Source organism: Cellulomonas sp. KU4C, from assembly GCF_056868065.1.
Map to the genome: position 1 here is coordinate 115,030 of NZ_CP200322.1, position 19,584 is coordinate 134,613.

The window sequence follows — 19,584 nt, forward strand, 5'->3', positions numbered from 1 at the left end:
TGGGTCAGGGGTAGTCGTCGCGCTCGTCGTCCGGGACCGGCGCGGCCTGCTCGGCCACGTCCCCGGGGTCGGCCTCGCCCACCAGGTCGGGGCGCGGCTCGTCGGGCGCGTAACCACCCTCGCGGGCGTCCGCGTCGTCGTCGGGCTCGACCTCGGGGAGGTCGGTCAGCGCGGGCTCCGCGAGGCCCGCGTCGGTCCAGCTGGGGTCACCGGGCACCGTGCTCATGTCGGCTCCTCGACGTCGACGGGGCAGGACGCCTCCATCGTCACGCGGGAGGCCGCCGGGCGCCACCGGCCCGGGCCCGTCAGCGGGCGCGTACCGGCAGCAGGGCCCAGGTGAGGTGCGTCCACGCGCCGAGCGCCGGCACGGGGCCGTCCGGGGCGAGCAGCGCCGCGCGGGGCAGCGGCAGCACGGCCCCCGCGCCGGGCTCGTAGACCCGGTAGCCGTCGGCGGTGCGGCCGACCGCGAGCACCACGTGCCGGGGCAGCGCGGCGGCGATGCCGTCGCGGAGGTCGCCGCCGGAGTACAGCGGGACGGGCACCCCGCGGTCGAGGGCCGCGTCCACGCGCGCGAGCAGGTCGGCGACCTCGTCGGTCCGGGTGTCGTCGACCATCACCGCGCGGTACCGGAGGCCCGGGACCCGGCCGAACCGGGCCACCCGGGCCGCGCCCCACGGCGGGGTGCCGAGGCTCCGCGGCCAGGGCAGCACGCCCGCGACGGCGCGCGTCGTGCTCCGCCGGTGCAGGGCAGCCTGGAGCAGCGCCCACCGGGTCGCGGACGCCTCGGCGCCGGTGGCGGCGGCGTGCACCACCCGGTCGTCGGGCGACCGGAACCACACCGGCGCGTCGGGGTCGGTGGGGTCCGCGGGCTCCGGCAGCACCAGGCCGTCGAGCTCCGGCGGGACGACCCCGTCGGGCAGGTGCCCGGTGACCAGCCACGCCGCGAGGACCGGGTCCCCGGCGGCGGCGAGCACGCCGAGCACGGCCGCGCCGCACGTGGTCCCGTCCACCTGGCGCGCGGCGGCGGTCCCCCACCGGACGGTGCGACCGGCCCGCAGGTCGAGCGGTGCGACAACCTGCCGGCGCCGGGCCGGGTCGAGGCCGTCGACCAGCGCGTCCAGCCCGGCAGGCGCGGGCGCGGCGGGCAGGGACGCCGGATCGGCGAGCTCTCCGGCCCCCGCACCCGCCGCCGCACGCGGGGCCGGGGCCGGGGCCGCCGGCACCGTCCGCCCGCGCACGACCCGCAGCAGCGACGTCAGCTGCCCCGTCCGCCACGTCGTGCTGCTGCTCACATCTGCTCCTCGGGTGGTCGAGTGGTCACGACACGCTGGTCGCGGTCCGTGGGAGCCCGCGAGTCGTGACCGCTCGTCAGTATGGCGGGACGCGCGCGAGCCCGCGGGGCCGCCGGGTCGGGCGGCGCCGCGGGCTCGGGCGGGCGCGGTCAGTGCGCGTCGACGCGGTCCAGCAGCAGCGGGGTCGCCTCGTACGCGCCGCCGACCTCGTAGCCGCCCTCCAGGGCGTCCAGTGCCCGGCCGAAGCGCTCCGGGGTGTCGGTGTGCAGCGTCATCAGCGGCTCGCCCTTGCGGACCGTCTGGCCCGGCTTGGCGTGCAGCTCGACGCCGGCGCCGGCCTGCACCGGGTCCTCCTTGCGGGCGCGACCGGCGCCGAGGCGCCACGCCGCGATGCCCACCGCGTACGCGTCGAGCCGGCTGAGCACGCCGTCGGCGGGCGCGAGCACCTGCTCGGTGTGCTGCGCGACCGGCAGCGTGGCGTCGGGGTCGCCGCCCTGGGCCGCGATCATCCGGCGCCAGGCGTCCATCGCGCGCCCGTCGCGGAGCGCCGCCTCGACGTCGACGTCCGTCTTCCCGGCGCCGGCGAGCATCTCGCGGGCCAGGGCGACGGTGAGCTCGACGACGTCCGCGGGGCCGCCGCCGGCGAGGACCTCGACGGACTCGCGGACCTCGAGCGCGTTGCCCGCGGTGAGGCCCAGCGGCGTCGACATGTCGGTGAGCAGCGCGACGGTGTTGACGCCCGCGTCCGTGCCGAGGTCGACCATCGTGCGCGCGAGCTCGCGGGCGCGGTCCAGGTCCTTCATGAAGGCGCCGGAGCCGACCTTGACGTCGAGCACCAGCGCGCCGGTGCCCTCGGCGATCTTCTTGCTCATGATGGACGACGCGATCAGCGGGATGGCCTCGACCGTGCCGGTGACGTCGCGCAGCGCGTAGAGCTTGCGGTCGGCGGGCGCGAGGCCGGAGCCGGCCTGGCAGATGACGGCCCCGACGCCGTCGAGCTGCGCCATCATCTCCTCGTTCGACAGCGCCGCGCGCCAGCCGGCGATCGACTCCAGCTTGTCCAGGGTGCCGCCGGTGTGGCCGAGACCGCGGCCGGACAGCTGCGGCACCGCGACGTCGAACACCGCGACCAGCGGCGCGAGCGGCAGGGTGATCTTGTCGCCGACGCCCCCGGTGGAGTGCTTGTCGGCGGTGGGCCGGCGCAGCCCGGAGAAGTCCATCCGCTCGCCCGACGCGATCATCGCGGCGGTCCAGCGGGAGATCTCCGCGCGGTCCATGCCGTTGAGCAGGATCGCCATGTTGAGGGCGGACATCTGCTCCTCGGCGACGACCCCGCGGGTGTAGGCGTCGATGACCCAGTCGATCTGGGCGTCGCTCAGCCGCTTCTTGTCGCGCTTGGCGACGATGACGTCGACGGCGTCGAACTGCTCGGTGCTCACGAAGACTTCCTCTCGACCAGGTCGCTCGGCCCGAACGCGTCGGGCAGCACCTCGGTCATGGGCTTGATCCCGCTCACCGTGTCGACGAGCAGGTCGGGTCCGCCGTGCTCCCAGAGGAGCTGACGGCAGCGGCCGCACGGCATCAGGGCGTTGCCGTGCGCGTCCACGCAGGCGAACGCCACGAGGCGCCCGCCGCCGGACACGTGCAGGCCGGACACCAGCGCGCACTCGGCGCACAGGGTCAGGCCGTAGGAGGCGTTCTCCACGTTGCAGCCGACGACCACGCGGCCGTCGTCCACCAGCGCGGCGACGCCGACGGGGAACTTCGAGTACGGGACGTACGCGCGGTGCATGACCTCGGTGGCCGCGGCGCGCAGGGCGTCCCAGTCGATCTCGGGGGTCGTCATGTCGGTTCCTTCCCGGGCGGCCGGACCGCCCGACGACCACGACGGCCGCCGTCCCGCGCGGGGTGCGCGGGCGGCGGCCGGTGGCTCACTTGACGTAGGCGATGCCCTCCGCGGCGGGCGCGCGCACGCGGCCCACGAGGCCGGCGACCGCGAAGATCGTCACCACGTACGGGGTCATCAGCATGATCTGGCTGGGGATCGGCGTGCCGATGATGCCGAGCACCACCTGCAGGTTGTCGGCGAACCCGAACAGCAGGGCCGCGGCGAGCGCACCCTTCGGGCTCCACCGGCCGAGGATCATCGCGGCGAGGGCGATGTAGCCCTTCCCGCCGGTCATCTCCTTGCCGAACGCCAGGCCGTTGGCGACGGTGAAGAACGCGCCGCCGAGGCCCGCGACCGCACCGCCGAGGACGGTGTTCCACACGCGGGTGCGGTTCACCTTGATGCCGACGGTGTCGGCGGCCTTGGGGTGCTCGCCGACCGCGCGCAGGCGCAGGCCCCACCGGCTGCGGAACACCATCACCTGCAGCACGACCACGACGACGTACATCGCGTAGACCAGGACGGTCTGCCGGAACAGCACCGGGCCGAGCACGGGGATCTGCGACAGCACGGGGATGTCGATGGTCGGCAGTCGCGGCGGGGAGTTCAGCCCGCTCTGGTTCTCCGTGAGGACGGTGGAGAACAGGTAGCTCGTGATGCCGACGACGAGCACGTTGAGCACCACGCCGACGATGATCTGGTCGACGATGTACTTGATCGCGAACGCGACGAGCAGCAGCGAGACCAGCGCGCCGGCGATGGGTGCGGCGATCAGGCCGAGGTACGCGCTCTGCGTGACGGTCGCGACCACCGCGGCGAGGAACGCGCCGGCGAGCAGCTGGCCCTCGATCGCGATGTTGATGATGCCGGACCGCTCGGACAGCAGGCCCGCGAGGGCGCCGAACACCAGCGGCACCGCGAGGAACAGCGAGCCCTGCAGCAGGCTGGTGAGCGGCAGCGCCTGCGACTTGCCGGCGACCGCCCAGACCAGCAGCGCGAAGATCAGCGCGACGGCGTAGACCGCCGGGAGCCAGATGCCCACCTTGCGGCGGGTGCGCGCCGCCTGGAACGACCACGCGGCCAGCCCGAGGGCGAGGAGGCAGAGCACGATCGCGGTGACCTTGGACGGCACCGAGAACGGCTCGATCTGGAAGAAGTCCTTGCCGGTGGACACCGTGAAGGTGGTGCGCCGCCCGGAGGCCGGGAGGACGCCGAACAGCAGCAGGGCGACCACGGCGACGGCGCCGTAGACGATCGGCGCCCGGTCGCTGATGGGCGGCAGCGGCTTGGCCGCGGCGGACGCGCGCGGCGCGGTGGCGGTGACGGCGCTCACGCGGCGGCCTCCTTGACGACGGGGGCGGACAGCTCGGGGGCGGGTGCGCCGCCGCGGCCGCCCGGGGACGGGAGGCGGAACACCGCCCGCACCAGCGGGGGCGCCGCGATGAACAGCACGACCAGGGACTGCACGACCAGCACGATGTCGATCGGCGTGCCGGTGCGGGCCTGCATGGCGAACCCGCCGGCGCGCAGCGCGCCGAACAGCAGGCCCGCGAGGAACGTGCCCAGCGGCTTGGACCGGCCGAGCAGGGCGACGGTGATCGCGTCGAACCCGAAGCTCGCCGCGACACCGGCCGTGAGGACCTTCTCCGTGCCGAGCAGCTGCGCGGAGCCGGCGAGGCCCGCGAGGGCGCCCGCGACGACCATCACCAGCAGGTAGACCCGGTTGACGTTGATGCCGGCGGTCCGGGCGGCGCGCGGGTTGGACCCGACGGCGCGGAACTGGAAGCCGAGCGTCGACCGGTTCATCAGCCACCAGACGAACACCGCGGCGAGCACGGCGACGACGAAGCCCAGGTGCAGCCGGAACTGCGAGCCGAGCAGCAGCGGGTACTCCGCGTTCGAGCCGATCGGCGGGGAGATCGGGTTGTTGCTGCCCTCGCGCTTGAACGCGGACGTGGTCAGCAGGTACCCGACCAGGTAGATCGCGATGTTGTTGAGCATGATCGTGACGATCACCTCGTTGGCGCCGGTGCGGGCCTTGAGGAACCCGGCGATGCCGGCCCACAGGCCGCCGCCGACCGCGGCGCCGATGACGGCGAGCAGCAGGTGCAGCACGGGCGGGAGGTCGAACGAGAACCCGATGTACCCGGCGAACACCGCGCCGAGGATGATCTGGCCCTGCGCGCCGATGTTGAACATGCCGGCGCGGAAGCCGATGCCCAGGCCGAGGCCCGCGAGGATCAGCGGGACCGACACGGTCATGGTCTCGGTGATCGGCCGCACGGCGCGGACGAACGTCGAGGCCGTCGGGTCGAACACGGCGCCCTGGAACAGCGCGACGTACGCGCCCCAGACGGCGTCCCACACGGCGACGAAGAAGTCCGACGGCCGGGCGAACAGGTACACCGCGGCGTCCTGCACGTCGGCGTCGGCGGCGGCGATCAGCACGCCGGAGATCAGCAGCGCCAGCACGAGCGCGGCGACGGTGACCAGCCAGCTGCTGGCCAGCATCTCGCGCAGCGCGCCCTGGGAGCGGGCCTCGAGCCCGTCGTCGGGCCGCGGCGCGGGCGCGGTGGACCCGGCCGGCTGCTCGGGGGCGGGGGTCGCCTGGCTCACTTGCTCTCCTCCTCGGAGGCGTCGACGTCGGCCTCGCCGAGCACGGTGTGGTGGGTCGCGGCCTGCTGCTGGGCCTCGGCCTGCGGGACGCCGGCCATCATCAGGCCGAGCACGTCGCGGTCGGTGCCGCCGGGGACGATGCCGACGATCCGGCCGCGGTACATGACCACGATCCGGTCGGCCAGCGCGAGCACCTCGTCGAGCTCGGTGGACACGATGATCACCGGGGTGCCGGTGTCCCGCTCCGCGACGACGCGCTTGTGCACGAACTCGATGGAGCCGACGTCCAGGCCGCGGGTGGGCTGGGAGGCGATGAACAGGCGCAGCGGCCGGGACATCTCGCGGGCCAGCACGACCTTCTGCTGGTTGCCGCCGGACAGGGTGCCCGCGTGCGCCTCGATCGAGGGGGTGCGGACGTCGAACTCGACGGTGCGGCGCTCGGCGTTCTCCCGGACGGCGCGCGGGTCGATCGCGAACGCGTTCTTCGCGAACGGCGGCTGGTCGTACAGGTCGAGGATGAGGTTCTCGGCGACCGAGAAGTCGGCGACGACGCCGTCCTCGGTGCGGTCCTCGGGGACGAACCCGACCCCGGCGAGCAGCACCTCCTTGACCGTGCGACCGACCAGCTCGGTGCCGTCGAGCACGACGGAGCCGGCGACGGGCTGCTGCAGGCCGAGGATGACCTCGGTCAGCTCGGTCTGGCCGTTGCCCTGCACACCGGCGACGGCGACGATCTCCCCGCGGGCGACGTCGAACGACACGTCGTCGACCTGGCGGACGCCGGACTCGTCGAGCACGGACAGGTTCCGCACGCGCAGGGCGACGTCGCCCGGCTGCGCGGGGGCGCGGTCCACGCCGAGGGACACCGACCGGCCGACCATGAGCGAGGCGAGCTCGGTCTCGGCGGCGTCGGGCCAGGCGCTGCCGACGACCTTGCCGCGGCGGATCACCGTGATCCGGTCCGCGACGGCACGGACCTCACGGAAGCTTGTGGGTGATGAAGACGATCGACGTGCCCGCCGCCTTCAGCTGGCGCATGATCGCGATCAGCTCGTCGGTCTCCTGCGGCGTCAGCACCGCGGTCGGCTCGTCGAGGATCAGGACCTTCGCGTCCCGGGACAGCGCCTTGATGATCTCGACGCGCTGCTGCGCGCCGACGGGGAGGTCCTCGACCAGGGCGTCGGGGTCGACGTCGAACCCGAACCGGTCGGAGATCTCGCGGACGCGGCGGCGCGCCTCGGCGAGGTCGATCAGGCCACCGCCCTTGACGGGCTCGTAGCCCAGGACGACGTTCTCGGCGACGGTGAACACCGGGACCAGCATGAAGTGCTGGTGCACCATGCCGATGCCCGCGGCCATCGCGTCGCCGGGACCGGCGAACGTGACGGCACGGTCGTCGACGCGGATCTCGCCGCCGTCGGGGTCGTAGAACCCGTACAGCACGTTCATCAGCGTGCTCTTGCCCGCGCCGTTCTCCCCCAGCAGCGCGTGGATCTCGCCGGGTTCGACCACGAGGTCGATGTGGTCGTTCGCCACCAGGGCGCCGAAACGCTTGGTGATCCCCCGCAGCTCCAGCTTCACGTGGGCCTGCTCCTTCGGTCGGTCGTCGTGCGCACACTAGGACAACTCGGGCGGCCAGGGACAGCCGCTCACCCGTGCGCGCCGGGTGTGGACGCACCGGTGGCCCGGGCAGGCTCGCTGCCCGGGCCACCGTGGTGCGTGCGTGGTGCGTGGTGGGTCAGTTCTGGCTCGGGGACTCCACGACCAGGTCACCGGAGATGATCTGGGCCTTGAGGTCCTCGACGGCCGTCTTGACCTCGGCCGGGACCTTGGCGTCGAAGTCGTGGAACGGCGCGATGCCGATGCCCTCGTTCTCCAGCGTGCCGACGTACGGCTCGGAGGTGAAGTTGCCGTCGACGGCGTCCGACACGGTGTCGAACACGGCCTGGCCGATCTGCTTCATGACCGAGGTCAGGATGATCGACGAGTAGTCGGGCGAGGTCTCGAACCAGTCGGCGTCGACGCCCACGATCGAGACGTCACCGGCCTCCTGCGCGGCGGCGGCGGCACCGAGGCCGACCGGGCCGGCGACCGGCATGATGACGTCCGCGCCCTGGTCGATGAAGCCCTTGGCCAGGTTCTGGCCGTTGGTCTGGTTCTCGAAGTCACCGGTGAAGGAGCCCGTCTGGGCCTCCTTGTCCCAGCCGAGGACCTTGACGTCGGCGCCGTTGTCCTCGTTGTACTTGGTGACGCCGTCGGCGAACCCGTCCATGAAGATCGACACGGACGGCAAGCTGGATGCCGCCGAACGTCGCGACGGTGCCGGTCGCGGAGGTGCCCGCGGCGACGTAGCCGGCCAGGTACGCGGCCTCCTGCGTGTTGAACAGCAGCGGCTTGGCGTTGTCCATCTCGCTGCCGAAGCCGGAGTCGATCAGCGCGAACTCGACGTCCGGGTTCGCCTCGGCCGCGGCCGTCAGCGCGTCGGCCAGGTTGAAGCCGACGCCGATGATCAGGTTGCAGTCCTGCCCGACGAGCGAGTCGACGTTCGGGGTGTAGTCGGTCGGGGCCGAGGACTCGACCTTGACCTCCTCGATGCCCAGCTCGGCCTTGGCACGGTCCAGGCCCTCGGCGCCGGACTGGTTGAACGACTTGTCGTCGAACCCGCCCTCGTCGGAGACCATGCAGGCCTTGAAGTCGGCGCCGCCCTCGGAGCCCGCGGACCCCTCGGACTCCTCCGGCGCGCTGCCGCAGGCGGCGAGGGCGAGCGCGACAGCCCCCGTGAGGGCGGCCACTCGGATGATCTTCTTCACGCGACACTCCTGCTTCTCGTCGTCGACCGGTCCGGGTGTGCCGCCGTTGCGCGCGCACCGTTGCGCGCGACTTCGGACGGGGCCGTCCGGTGTTCGCCACGAACCCTAGCCACGCCCAGGTATCCGCAGTGTTACCGGGGGGTCACACAGGGCCTTCGTTACGGACTTGGAACATTGGCCGGGGCCCCCGGTCACCCGACCGGAGCAGCGCGACCACCCGCGGGCGGGCGGCGACCGCTCGGGCGGACGCGCGCGGGACGCCTCAGGCGGACGCGCTCGCCCCGACGCGCAGCACCGTCCGGGCCAGCAGCGACGCACCGACCGCGATGGCCTGCTCGTCCACCACGAGGTCGCCCTGGTGGATGTCGTAGGTCCGGCCGCCGGGCGTGCGGGTGCCGAGGCGGGCCATCGCGCCGGGCACCTTGGTCAGGTACCAGGCGAAGTCCTCGCCGCCGAGCGACTGCTCGGTCAGCAGCACCGACTCCTCGCCCAGCACGTCGCGCGCCGCGGCCTCGAGCACCGCGACCGCGCGCTCGTCGTTCTCGACCGGGGGGACGCCGCGCTGGTGGCGCACCTCGACCTCGACGCCGTACGGCGCGACGACCTGGTCCACCGCCTCGTGGAACACCTGCGACGCCCGCTCCCAGGCCCGCACGTCGAGGCAGCGCAGCGTGCCGCGGACCGAACCGGACGCGGGGATCGCGTTGTGCGCCTGGCCGGCCTGCACCGCGCCCCAGGTGAGGTTCACCCCGGAGCGCGGGTCGAGGCGGCGGCCGAGCACGGCGGGGACCTGCGTGATGACCTGGCCGAGCGCGTACACGACGTCCCCGGTGAGGTGCGGGCGCGACGTGTGACCGCCCGGCCCGGTGACGACGACGGTGACCTCGTCGGAGGCCGAGGTGATCGGGCCGATCCGCGAGCCGATCCGGCCGACGTCCACCTTCGGGTCGCAGTGCACGGCGAAGATCCGGTCGACGCCGTCCAGCGCGCCCGAGGCGATCACGTCCAGCGCGCCGCCGGGCTGCACCTCCTCGGCGGGCTGGAACACCAGGCGCACCCCGACGGGCAGCTCCCCCGCCGCGTGCAGCTCGGCGAGCGCCAGGCCGGCGCCGACCACCGCCGCGGTGTGCACGTCGTGGCCGCAGGCGTGCGCGACCCCGTGGACCGTGGACGCGAACGGCAGCCCGGTCGTCTCCTGGACCGGCAGCGCGTCGATGTCGGCGCGCAGCGCGATCCGGCGCCGGCCGGTGTCGACGGTGCTCGGCCCGATGTCGCAGACCAGGCCGGTGCCGGGCAGCAGCCGCGGGGACAGCCCGGCGGCGCGCAGCCGGTCGGCGACCACCCGCGTGGTGCGCTGCTCGGTACGGCCGAGCTCGGGGTGCGCGTGGACGTCCCGCCGCAGCTCCACCAGCTCGGGGTGCAGCGCGGTCACGATCCGGGTCACGCGGGAGGGGTCGACGATCACCCGACCGACCCTAGTCCGCGGCGCAGGTCGCGGCAGGTGCGCGCCCGGCCCGTGGACGGATCAGGCCAGGTCCTCGCGCCCGCGGCCCCGCCAGCCGTCCACCGCGCCCTTCACGGCCTGGGCGTGCGCCCGGGTGGTGACGAGCAGCGCGTCCGGGGTGTCGACCACCACGGCGTCGGGGATGCCGAGCACCGTCACGGTGCGGCCGTCCGCGGGCACCACGACCGCGCCCGGGGCGCCGATCCGCTGCACGAGCGCGTCGTCGCCGAGGGTGCGCGCGCCGTCGGCGTCGACCGGGGGCAGCAGGGTCGCGAGCGAGGCGAAGTCGCCCACGTCGTCCCAGGTGAAGTCGCCGGGGACCACGGCGACGCCGCCGGTCGCGGCCACCGGCTCCGCGATGGCGTGGTCGATGGCGATCTTCGTCAGCCCCGGCCAGACCTCGGTGAGCACGGCGTCCCGGCGCTCCGGGTCGTCCCAGGCCGCCGCGATCGTGCGCAGGCCCGCGGCCAGCGTCGGCAGCTGGGTCGCGAGGTGGTCCAGCAGCACGCCGGCGGACACGATGAACATGCCGGCGTTCCAGCGGTAGTCGCCGGTGGCGAGGTAGGCGGCGGCGGTCTCGGCGTCGGGCTTCTCGGTGAACCCGGCGACGTGCCGCGCGCTCGCCGCGCCCTCGACGCCCAGCGGCTCCGACGACCGGACGTACCCGAAGGCCGTCGACGGCTCCGTCGCGGTGATGCCGATGGTCACCACGTACCCGGCGCGCGCCGCGGCGACGCCCTCGGTGACCGCGGACCAGAACTGCGGGAGGTCCTCGATGACCTGGTCCGCGGCGAACGAGCCGAGCACGACGTCCGGCCCGTGCCGCTCGGCGAGGATCGCGGCGGCGAGGCCGATCGCGGCCATCGAGTCCCGGGGTGACGGCTCGGCGACGACCTGCTCCGCGCCGAGCTCCGGGAGCTGGGCCGACACGGCCTCGGCGTGCCGGACGCCGGTGACGACGAGCACCCCCGCAGCGCCGGTGAGCGGCACCAGCCGGTCGACGGTGCCCTGCAGCAGGGTGCGGCCCGTGCCGGTCAGGTCGTGGAGGAACTTGGGCGCACCCTGGCGGGACAGCGGCCACAGCCGGGTGCCGGCTCCGCCGGCGGGGACGACGGCGTGGAAGCCGTCGATCGGCTGGGGCTGGACGGGCGCAGCGGACGTCGCCGGGGTCTGGGACATGCGGGGCAGCGTATCGGGAGGGACCGGGATGAACCGGGCCGCCGTCACCCGGGTGGGTGGTGGCGCCGGGCGACCTCCGTCGCGTGGGACCTCGGTCCCGATCGACGTGTGCGCTTGGTCACAGTCCGGCCGTTCGAGTCTTCCGGGACGGGCAGCAGGTCGCACCATCACTACAGTGATCTGACCGGACACTGCAGTCCCGCCCGAACTCGCCAGGAGGCCTCCCGTGCCCACTGCGCCAGCCGAACCGCGCAACGACGCCGCCCCCACGGCACCGCGCCCCGGCGGCACCCTCTACCGCGGCCGCGAAGGCATGTGGTCCTGGGTCGCCCACCGCATCACCGGCTTCGCGATCTTCTTCTTCCTGCTCGTGCACGTGCTCGACACGTCGCTCGTGCGGGTCTCCCCCGAGGCGTACAACGCCGTGATCGGCACCTACAAGAACCCCGTCATGGGGCTCGGCGAGGCCGGCCTCGTCGCCGCCATCGTGTTCCACGCCTTCAACGGCATCCGGATCATGCTGGTCGACTTCTGGTCGAAGGGCGCGAAGTACCAGCGCGTCATGCTCTGGGTCGTGCTCGGGCTGTTCGCCCTCACGATGGCCGGGTTCCTGCCGCGCCACCTCATGCACGTCTTCGGAGGCGAGTGATGACCACGATCCCCGCCCCCCGCACCCGCGCCGCCGGCCCCGGCCGCCGGACCTCCCGGGGCAACTGGAGCCTCTACGGCTGGGTGTTCATGCGCGCGTCCGGCGTCGTCCTGCTCGTGCTGATCTTCGGCCACCTGTTCGTCAACCTGGTCGCCGGCGAGGGCATCTCCGCCATCGACTTCGGCTTCGTCGCCGGCAAGTGGGCGTCCCCGTTCTGGCAGATCTGGGACCTGCTGATGCTCTGGCTCGCCATGATCCACGGCACCAACGGCGTGCGGACGATCATCAACGACTACGCCCGCAAGGACGGCACCCGCCTGGTGCTCAAGCTCGCCCTCTACGTGGCGTTCACCGTCGTCGTCGTGCTCGGCACCCTCGTGATCTTCACGTTCGACCCGTGCCCCCCGAACAGCCCGGCCGACCTGCTGCCGTCGTTCTGCACCGCCTGACCCCCCTCGCACAGCTTTGGAGGCATCGACCCCGATGCAGACCCACCAGTTCGACGTCGTCATCGTCGGTGCCGGCGGCGCGGGCATGCGTGCCGCGCTCGAGTCCTCGGCCCGCACCCGCACCGCGGTGATCTCGAAGCTCTACCCGACCCGCTCGCACACCGGCGCCGCCCAGGGAGGCATGTGCGCCGCCCTCGGCAACGTCGAGGACGACAACCCCGAGTGGCACACCTTCGACACCGTCAAGGGCGGCGACTACCTCGTCGACCAGGACGCGGCGACGATCATGGCGAACGAGGCCGTCGACGCCGTGCTCGACCTGGAGCGGATGGGCCTGCCGTTCAACCGCACCCCCGAGGGCCGGATCGACCAGCGCCGGTTCGGCGGGCACACCCGCAACCACGGCGAGGCCGCCGTGCGCCGGGCCTGCTACGCGGCGGACCGCACCGGGCACATGATCCTGCAGACGCTCTACCAGCAGTGCGTGAAGAACGAGGTCGCGTTCTTCAACGAGTTCTACGTGCTCGACCTGCTGCTCACCCACGACCTCACCGGCCGCGAGGTGCCGGACGGCGAGGACGTGGCCGTCTCGGGCGTCGTCGCCTACGAGCTCGCCACCGGGGAGATCCACATCTTCCGCGCCAAGTCCGTGGTCCTCGCGACCGGCGGCGCCGGCAAGATCTACAAGACGACCTCCAACGCCCACACCCTCACCGGCGACGGCATGGCGCTCGCCTACCGCCGTGGGCTGCCGCTGGAGGACATGGAGTTCTTCCAGTTCCACCCGACCGGCCTCGCCGGCCTCGGGATCCTGCTGTCCGAGGCCGCGCGCGGCGAGGGCGGCATCCTCCGCAACGCCGACGGCGAGCGCTTCATGGAGCGGTACGCACCCACGATCAAGGACCTCGCGCCCCGCGACATCGTGGCGCGCGCGATGGCGAACGAGGTGCGCGAGGGCCGCGGCGCGGGCCCGAACAAGGACTACGTGCTGCTCGACCTGACCCACCTGGACCCCGCGCACATCGACGCGAAGCTTCCCGGACATCACCGAGTTCGCCCGCACCTACCTCGGCATCGAGCCGTACACCGAGCCCGTGCCCGTCTACCCGACCGCGCACTACGCGATGGGCGGGGTCCCGACCAACGTCGAGGCCGAGGTGCTCCGGGACACGAACCACGTGGTGAAGGGCCTGTACGCCGCCGGCGAGGTCGCGTGCGTGTCCGTCCACGGGTCGAACCGGCTCGGCACCAACTCCCTGCTCGACATCAACGTGTTCGGCAAGCGCGCGGGCATCTCCGCCGCCGAGTACGCCGCGACCGCCCCCTGGGTCGACCTGCCCGACACCCCGGAGGCCGCGGTCGTCGCCCAGCTCGAGCAGATGCGCGAACGACCCCAGGGCGAGCGCGTGTCCGACGTCCGCCGCGAGCTGCAGCAGACGATGGACACCAACGCCCAGGTGTTCCGCACCGCGGAGTCGCTGCGCCAGGCGTTCGCCGACATCCAGGTGCTCCAGGAGCGCTACTCCCGGGTGTCCGTCCAGGACAAGGGCCGGGCGTTCAACACCGACCTCATCGAGGCGCTCGAGCTCGGGTTCCTGCTCGACATCGCCGAGACCGTCGTCGTCGGGGCGCTCAACCGGCGCGAGTCCCGCGGCGGGCACTTCCGCGAGGACTACCCGAACCGCGACGACGAGAACTTCATGGAGCACACGATGGCCTACCGCCGGGTCCCCGGCGTGCCGGTCGACTCCCCCGCCGGCTCCGCGCCGAAGGGCGAGGAGGTCCCGCTGCCCGGGCCGGGCCGCCCGGTCGTGCTCCTGGGCACCAAGCCCGTCGTGACCACCGTGTACCAGCCGATGGAGCGGAAGTACTGATGACTGCTGTCGCAGAGCGCTCGGCCGCCGCCGAGCCCAAGGCCGGGGAGATCCCCTCGTTCGAGGTCACCCTCAAGATCCGCCGCTACACCCCGGAGACGCACGGCGACGAGGCGTACTGGGAGGAGCACACGGTCACCGCCCACGGCACCGACCGGCTGCTCGACGCCCTGCACAAGATCAAGTGGGAGTCCGACGGCTCCCTGACGTTCCGCCGCTCCTGCGCGCACGGCGTCTGCGGCTCCGACGCCATGCGGATCAACGGCCGCAACCGGCTCGCGTGCAAGGCCCTGCTCAAGGACCTCAACCCCGACAAGCCGATCACCGTCGAGCCCATCAAGGGCCTGCCGGTCATCAAGGACCTCGTCGTGGACATGGAGCCGTTCTTCGCCTCCTACCGCGAGATCATGCCGTTCCTCATCACCACCGGCACCGAGCCGTCGCGCGAGCGGCTGCAGTCCGCCGAGGAGCGCGCCCGGTTCGACGACACCACCAAGTGCATCCTGTGCGCCGCGTGCACGAGCCCTGCCCGGTGTTCTGGACCGACGGCCAGTACTTCGGCCCCGCGGCGATCGTCAACGCGCACCGGTTCATCTTCGACAGCCGCGACGAGGGGGCCGCCCAGCGGCTCGAGATCCTCAACGACAAGGAGGGCGTCTGGCGCTGCCGGACCACCTTCAACTGCACCGAGGCCTGCCCCCGCGGCATCGAGGTCACCAAGGCGATCCAGGAGGTCAAGCGCGCGATGATCACCCGCGCGTTCTGACCCTCCTCTCTCTCCCGTCCCCCGTCCCTCCCCGTGTGGATCCACCCCGCGAACCAGCCCAGGGTGGATCCACACGGGTAGGCGCGCCGATGCGTGTCGACACGAGTCGTCCACGGGACCGGCCGACCTCGATCAGCGCACGGTCCAGGGCCTCGGCCCGGTACGGAGGCGAGCCCGGGCGGCCGCACGACGCAGGCGGGCGCTCCAGTCGTCCCGCCCCGCCCCGTCGGCGACGTCGGTCGCGGTCGCACGCACGACGACCAGCCCCAGCGCCTCGAGCCGCTCCTGCCGCTCGGCGTCCCTGCTCCGCCGCTGAGCCGCGGCGTGCACCGCGCCGTCGTACTCGCCTACCAGCCCCAGCGCCGGGTCGATGAGGTCGACGCGGGCGACGAACGCCCCCGCACCGTCGAAGACCGACGCGTTGCACCTGGGCATCGGCAGACCGGCCTCCCGCCAGAGCAGCCGCAGCACGGACTCCTGGGGCGACTCGACGCCGTCGGCCGAGAGCGCGAGGACCCTCCGAGCCCGGGCGCTGCCCTGCCAACGGCTGCGTTCCGCGACGAGACGTGCCAGAGCGTCCGGCGCGATGACGTCGATCGCCCGCAACCTGTCCAGGGCGATCACCCCCTCGTCGACCGTCGCCAGGCGCGCGAGGTCGAACGCGGTGCGGAGCGGGGTCGTCACCACCAGCCCGTCGACGCAGCACCGTTCGTCCGGCGGGACCGGACTCCGGAGCAGCCGGCGGAACGGCGTGTCGACGAGCCGGGTCCGCCGCCCGGCGAGCAGCAGCACCGCGCCCGGCGCGCGTCGACCGCGGTCCCAGCCGTCGAACTGCGCCACGTCGCCTCTCCGTAGCGACCGCCGTTCATGGGCTCGCGCCGCTGCCCAACCTCCGACCACCACGCCGGGCGGCAGGCCGGCCGTGGCGACGGCCGTGCGCACGTCCGGGTCCGAGCGGTCCGCGCCGGCGACCAGGTGGACGCCGTGGCCGACTCGCCGGTACGTCCCGTTCCTGAGCAGCGCCAGGGCACCGCGCTCAGCGGCCTGCCGCGTGGTCAGCACCGCGGGGAGTGCGTCGTGGGTCCTCATGCGGCGACGCTGCACCCGACCACGCCCCGAGGTCGATCCACATCCCCGCCGTCTGGGGACGACGGGCGGACGAGCCACCTGTGGAGAAGCTCGGGGCCGCGTCGTCGCCCGGGCGCGGTCCGGAGACCCGCCCCGCGATCCTGTGCCACCGGTACCACCCGCACCACCGCGCCGGTGCGTCGTCCCCTCCGGCGCCAGGGTGGATCCACTCGGCGCGGCCGAGCCCTCGGGTGGAGCGCTCGTGTCGACACACCTCGGCGAGCCTCCCGGGATGGATCCACCCGGGCGGGGCGGGCGGGCGGGCGGGCGGAGGGCGGGGCGAGCGGGCGGGGCGGGCGGGCGGGGCGGGTCAGGGGGTGGGGTCGGCGGGTTCCGGGTCGGCGGTCCAGGCGGCGGCGAGCAGGACGATCCGGGCGATGAGGTTGATCCAGATCAGGAGCGTCACGATCACCGCGAACGACGCCAGCACCGCGTTCTTGTCGGCGGAGCCGGCGACGACCGACGTCCCCAGCACCCGGACCACGCCGAGCCCGAGGCCGGCGACGAGCATCCCCTGGCGGAGGTCCGGCCACGCCGGCCGCTGCCCGGCGAGCACCACGACGATCAGCCAGAACGTCACGGCGTCGACCACGAACGCCACGGCGATGCCCGCGCACCGCAGCACGATCGACCCGACCGTCGAGTCCTCCAGCCCGAGCGCGGCCAGTGCCCAGTCCGCGGCGGTCGTCGTCACGATGCTCAGCACCGCGGACAGCAGGATCGCCAGGCCGATGCCCGCGAACCCGCCGAGTCCCGGAGCTTGCCGGCCACGATGTTGCCGCCGGGGCCGTCGGCCTGGAACATCGCCCGGACCGCGGTCCGCAGCGCGGCCATCGCGGAGATGGCGCTCACCAGCAGCACGACGAGGGCGACCAGTCCCGCGACGCCGACGCCGGTGCTCAGCACCAGGTCGGCGGGGTCGATGACGCCGTTGTCCTCGCTGCTGGTCTTGACCAGGCCGGGCAGGTTCGCGTCGACGGTGTCGAGGACGGTCTGCCGGAGCCCGGCGTTGTTGCCGAGCACCGCCATGAAGACGGTGTAGCCGATGGTCAGCCCGGCGAACACCGAGAAGATCGTCGCGTACGCGATGCCGCCGGTGAGCACCCCGCCGCCGGCGGCGCCGAACCGCGCGTTGGCGCGCCCCGGGCGGCTCCGCTGCCACCACCCGAGCAGGGCCTGCACCCGGGCGACGACGCCCGCGAACCCGCCCGGGTAGGCGCGACGGCCGATGTCCCGGCGGTTGCCCGCGGCCACGTCCTCGGTGCTGCTCACGTCGGCGTGCGCGCGCCCGGCGCCTCGCGGTTCGGCCGGGATACCCATGCGCCCGACCCTAGGAGGCCGCCCGCGGGTCGGCATCCCGAGCCACCGGCTCGAGGTGCAGGTCAGGCCCCGCCGAGGGCGAACGCGCCCATCGTGCGCCACTCGCCGTCGTCGCCGTGCTCGAACGCGTGGATCTCGGCGACGTCGAAGCGCGCCTCGAAGTCCGCCATCTCGACGAAGGCCCGGTCGAGCGCGTCGTCCGGGACGTCGTGCGCCACGGTGACGTGCGGGTGGTAGTGGAACCGCAGGTCCTGCTCCAGCACGCCGGTCCGGATGTCGACCTCGAGCAGCTCGCACGACGCGATGCCCTCGACGACCTCGACGAACACCACCGGCGACACCGGCCGGAACGACGCCGTCCCGCGCAGGTGCACGGCGAACGGCGCGTGCCGGGCGGCGACCTCCCGGAGGTGCTCCTCGACGGCGAGCAGGGACGCCACCGGCAGCACCGTCGGGCCGAGCAGCGTGATGTGCGGCTGGATCAGGTCCGCGGCGGGGTCGCCGACCCGGGCCCGGGCCGCCCGGAGCTGGGCGTCGAACGGCGGGGGCACGGTCACGGCGACGCCGATCCGCACCTCCTCGCCGAACGGCCCGGTCGGGTTCATGTCGTCCGGCGACGCGGCAGCAGGCCGAACCGGTCGGAGACCCGGTCGAGGGTGCGCTGCGCGATGTCCCGGGCGCGCTCGGCGCCGTCCTCGAGCACGGCGTCCAGCGTGGCCGGGTCCGACAGGTAGCCGTCGACGCGCTCCTGGAACGGGGTGAGGAAGTCGGTGACGACCTCCGCCAGGTCGACCTTGAGGTGGCCGTAGCCCTTGCCCGCGTAGTCGGCGACGATCGCGTCGACGTCCCGTCCGGTGAGGGCGGAGAAGATGGTCAGCAGGTTCGCGACCCCGGGCTGGTGCTCCCGGTCGTAGCGGACCTCGCCGATCGCGTCGGTGACGGCCGACTTGATGCGCTTCGTCACCGTCTTCGGCGGGTCGAGCAGCTCGATGATGCCGTTCGGGCTCGACGCCGACTTGCTCATCTTCGCGGTCGGGTCCTGCAGGTCGTAGATCTTGGCGGTCGCCTTGACGATGTGCGCCTCGGGGACGACCGCGGTGTCGTCGCCGAACCGCGAGTTCAGCCGCTGCGCCAGGTCGCGCGTCAGCTCGAGGTGCTGGCGCTGGTCCTCGCCGACCGGCACGAGGGCCGTGTCGTACAGGAGGATGTCCGCCGCCATGAGGATCGGGTAGGTGAACAGCCCGACGGTCGTGCCCTCGGCACCGTGCTTGGCGGACTTGTCCTTGAACTGCGTCATCCGCCCGGCCTCGCCGAAGCCCGTGACGCAGGACAGCAGCCAGGACAGCTCCGCGTGCTCCGCGACGTGCGACTGCACGAACAGGATCGACCGCTCCGGGTCCACGCCCGCCGCCAGGTACTGGGCGGCCGTCCGCCGCGTCCGCTCGCGCAGCAGCGCGGGGTCCGGGGCGACGGTCAGGGCGTGCAGGTCCACCACGCAGTACAGGGCGTCGTACGCGTCCTGCAGGGCGACCCACTGGGTCAGGGCGCCCAGGTAGTTGCCGAGGTGGAGGGAGTCGGAGGTGGGCTGCATCCCGGAGAAGATGCGGGGGCGGGCGGAGACCATGGGTCCATTCTGACGGTTCGGGGGCGGGGGCCCGGACAACGGGTGGGGACGGGGTCGCCTCAGGTGGCCTCGTCGTCGAACGGCGCGGGCGCGCCGGGCTCGAGCGGGGTGGGTGCGGGCGGCGCGGGTGCCGCGGCCCGGGCGGCGCGGCCGGCGGCCCCGGCACCGGCGGCGGACGCGGCGGTGCGCGCGCCCGCGGGGGCGGCGTCGGTGTCCAGCAGGGCGTCCCGGACGATGCGGCGCGGGTCGTAGCGCCGGGGGTCCAGCGCCTCCCAGTCGATGTCCTTGACCTCGTCGCCGAGCTCGTCGTCCACGCGGCGGCGCGCGTCGGCGAGCATGCCGCGGCCCTGCTTGACCAGGCGGGCGAGCTGCTCCGCGTACCCGGGGAGCCGCTTGGGGCCGACGACGATCACGGCGACGAGCAGGATCACGAGGAACTCGCCGCCGTTGATGTCGAAGAACACCGCCCCAGGCTACCGTCCGGG

The 19,584-nt window shown here is 73.5% G+C and carries 14 protein-coding genes and 5 pseudogenes; 4 read left to right on the plus strand and 15 right to left on the minus strand.

Annotation, left to right across the window (positions count from 1 at the left end):
* Positions 1–4: 4 nt before the first annotated feature.
* The 10 genes and pseudogenes from AC1VL8_RS00550 to AC1VL8_RS00595 form a co-directional block, all read right to left on the minus strand.
* Positions 5–226 carry a hypothetical protein gene (locus AC1VL8_RS00550; RefSeq protein ID WP_483073719.1) on the minus strand — a complete coding sequence of 74 codons (222 nt, stop codon included), beginning with the start codon at positions 224–226 and terminating at the stop codon, positions 5–7.
* A 79-nt stretch (positions 227–305) separates the two neighbouring features.
* A complete protein-coding gene (locus tag AC1VL8_RS00555) occupies positions 306–1,292 on the minus strand; it encodes a hypothetical protein (RefSeq protein ID WP_483073720.1) in 987 nt (328 codons plus the stop codon).
* A gap of 149 nt (positions 1,293–1,441) precedes the next feature.
* Positions 1,442–2,731, minus strand: coding sequence for a thymidine phosphorylase (locus AC1VL8_RS00560; RefSeq protein WP_483073721.1), 1,290 nt, complete (start codon positions 2,729–2,731; stop codon positions 1,442–1,444).
* Complete coding sequence (locus AC1VL8_RS00565) at positions 2,728–3,138, minus strand: cytidine deaminase (RefSeq protein ID WP_389230868.1); 411 nt, start codon at positions 3,136–3,138, stop codon at positions 2,728–2,730. The genes AC1VL8_RS00560 and AC1VL8_RS00565 overlap by 4 nt, the downstream gene beginning before the upstream one ends.
* A gap of 85 nt (positions 3,139–3,223) precedes the next feature.
* Positions 3,224–4,513, minus strand: coding sequence for an ABC transporter permease (locus AC1VL8_RS00570; RefSeq protein WP_483073722.1), 1,290 nt, complete (start codon positions 4,511–4,513; stop codon positions 3,224–3,226).
* Positions 4,510–5,796, minus strand: a complete 1,287-nt coding sequence (locus tag AC1VL8_RS00575; RefSeq protein ID WP_483073723.1) for an ABC transporter permease — start codon at positions 5,794–5,796, stop codon at positions 4,510–4,512. Before AC1VL8_RS00575 ends, AC1VL8_RS00570 begins: the two co-directional genes overlap by 4 nt.
* Positions 5,793–7,377, minus strand: a pseudogene (locus AC1VL8_RS00580) (ABC transporter ATP-binding protein). Before AC1VL8_RS00580 ends, AC1VL8_RS00575 begins: the two are co-directional and overlap by 4 nt.
* Positions 7,378–7,534: 157 nt before the next feature.
* Positions 7,535–8,606: pseudogene (locus tag AC1VL8_RS00585) on the minus strand (BMP family lipoprotein).
* A 262-nt stretch (positions 8,607–8,868) separates the two neighbouring features.
* Positions 8,869–10,071, minus strand: coding sequence for an amidohydrolase (locus tag AC1VL8_RS00590; protein WP_483073724.1), 1,203 nt, complete (start codon positions 10,069–10,071; stop codon positions 8,869–8,871).
* A gap of 60 nt (positions 10,072–10,131) precedes the next feature.
* Positions 10,132–11,289, minus strand: coding sequence for a mannose-1-phosphate guanylyltransferase (locus AC1VL8_RS00595; protein WP_483073725.1), 1,158 nt, complete (start codon positions 11,287–11,289; stop codon positions 10,132–10,134).
* 313 nt (positions 11,290–11,602) lie between these two features.
* Here AC1VL8_RS00595 and sdhC point away from each other — a divergent pair, with 313 nt between their 5' ends.
* The 4 genes and pseudogenes from sdhC to AC1VL8_RS00615 all read left to right on the plus strand — a co-directional run bounded on the left by sdhC (position 11,603) and on the right by AC1VL8_RS00615 (position 15,027).
* On the plus strand, positions 11,603–11,938 hold the full coding sequence (sdhC, locus tag AC1VL8_RS00600) for a succinate dehydrogenase, cytochrome b556 subunit (protein ID WP_389232562.1): 336 nt from the start codon (positions 11,603–11,605) through the stop codon (positions 11,936–11,938).
* Positions 11,938–12,387 (plus strand): succinate dehydrogenase, hydrophobic membrane anchor protein, encoded by a 450-nt coding sequence (gene sdhD / locus AC1VL8_RS00605; RefSeq protein ID WP_483073726.1) that lies wholly within the window; start codon positions 11,938–11,940, stop codon positions 12,385–12,387. The genes sdhC and sdhD overlap by 1 nt, the downstream gene beginning before the upstream one ends.
* Before the next feature lie 34 nt (positions 12,388–12,421).
* Positions 12,422–14,261 (plus strand): annotated as a pseudogene (sdhA, locus tag AC1VL8_RS00610) (succinate dehydrogenase flavoprotein subunit).
* Positions 14,261–15,027 (plus strand): annotated as a pseudogene (locus AC1VL8_RS00615) (succinate dehydrogenase iron-sulfur subunit). The pseudogenes sdhA and AC1VL8_RS00615 overlap by 1 nt, the downstream one beginning before the upstream one ends.
* 132 nt (positions 15,028–15,159) lie before the next feature.
* Here the strand turns inward: AC1VL8_RS00615 and AC1VL8_RS00620 are convergent.
* The 5 genes and pseudogenes from AC1VL8_RS00620 to AC1VL8_RS00640 all read right to left on the minus strand — a co-directional run bounded on the left by AC1VL8_RS00620 (position 15,160) and on the right by AC1VL8_RS00640 (position 19,563).
* Positions 15,160–16,116, minus strand: coding sequence for a hypothetical protein (locus AC1VL8_RS00620; RefSeq protein ID WP_483073727.1), 957 nt, complete (start codon positions 16,114–16,116; stop codon positions 15,160–15,162).
* A gap of 349 nt (positions 16,117–16,465) precedes the next feature.
* Positions 16,466–17,511 (minus strand): annotated as a pseudogene (locus AC1VL8_RS00625) (YihY/virulence factor BrkB family protein).
* A gap of 26 nt (positions 17,512–17,537) precedes the next feature.
* The gene (locus tag AC1VL8_RS00630) at positions 17,538–18,080 is read right to left on the minus strand and encodes a 2'-5' RNA ligase family protein (RefSeq protein ID WP_483073728.1); all 543 of its coding nucleotides are present in this window, start codon (positions 18,078–18,080) and stop codon (positions 17,538–17,540) included.
* Complete coding sequence (gene trpS, locus AC1VL8_RS00635; RefSeq protein WP_389230908.1) at positions 18,077–19,099, minus strand: tryptophan--tRNA ligase; 1,023 nt, start codon at positions 19,097–19,099, stop codon at positions 18,077–18,079. Before trpS ends, AC1VL8_RS00630 begins: the two co-directional genes overlap by 4 nt.
* A gap of 59 nt (positions 19,100–19,158) precedes the next feature.
* Positions 19,159–19,563: a twin-arginine translocase TatA/TatE family subunit gene (locus AC1VL8_RS00640; protein WP_389230911.1), complete on the minus strand. Its 405-nt coding sequence runs from the start codon at positions 19,561–19,563 to the stop codon at positions 19,159–19,161.
* Between the last annotated feature and the right edge of the window lie 21 nt (positions 19,564–19,584).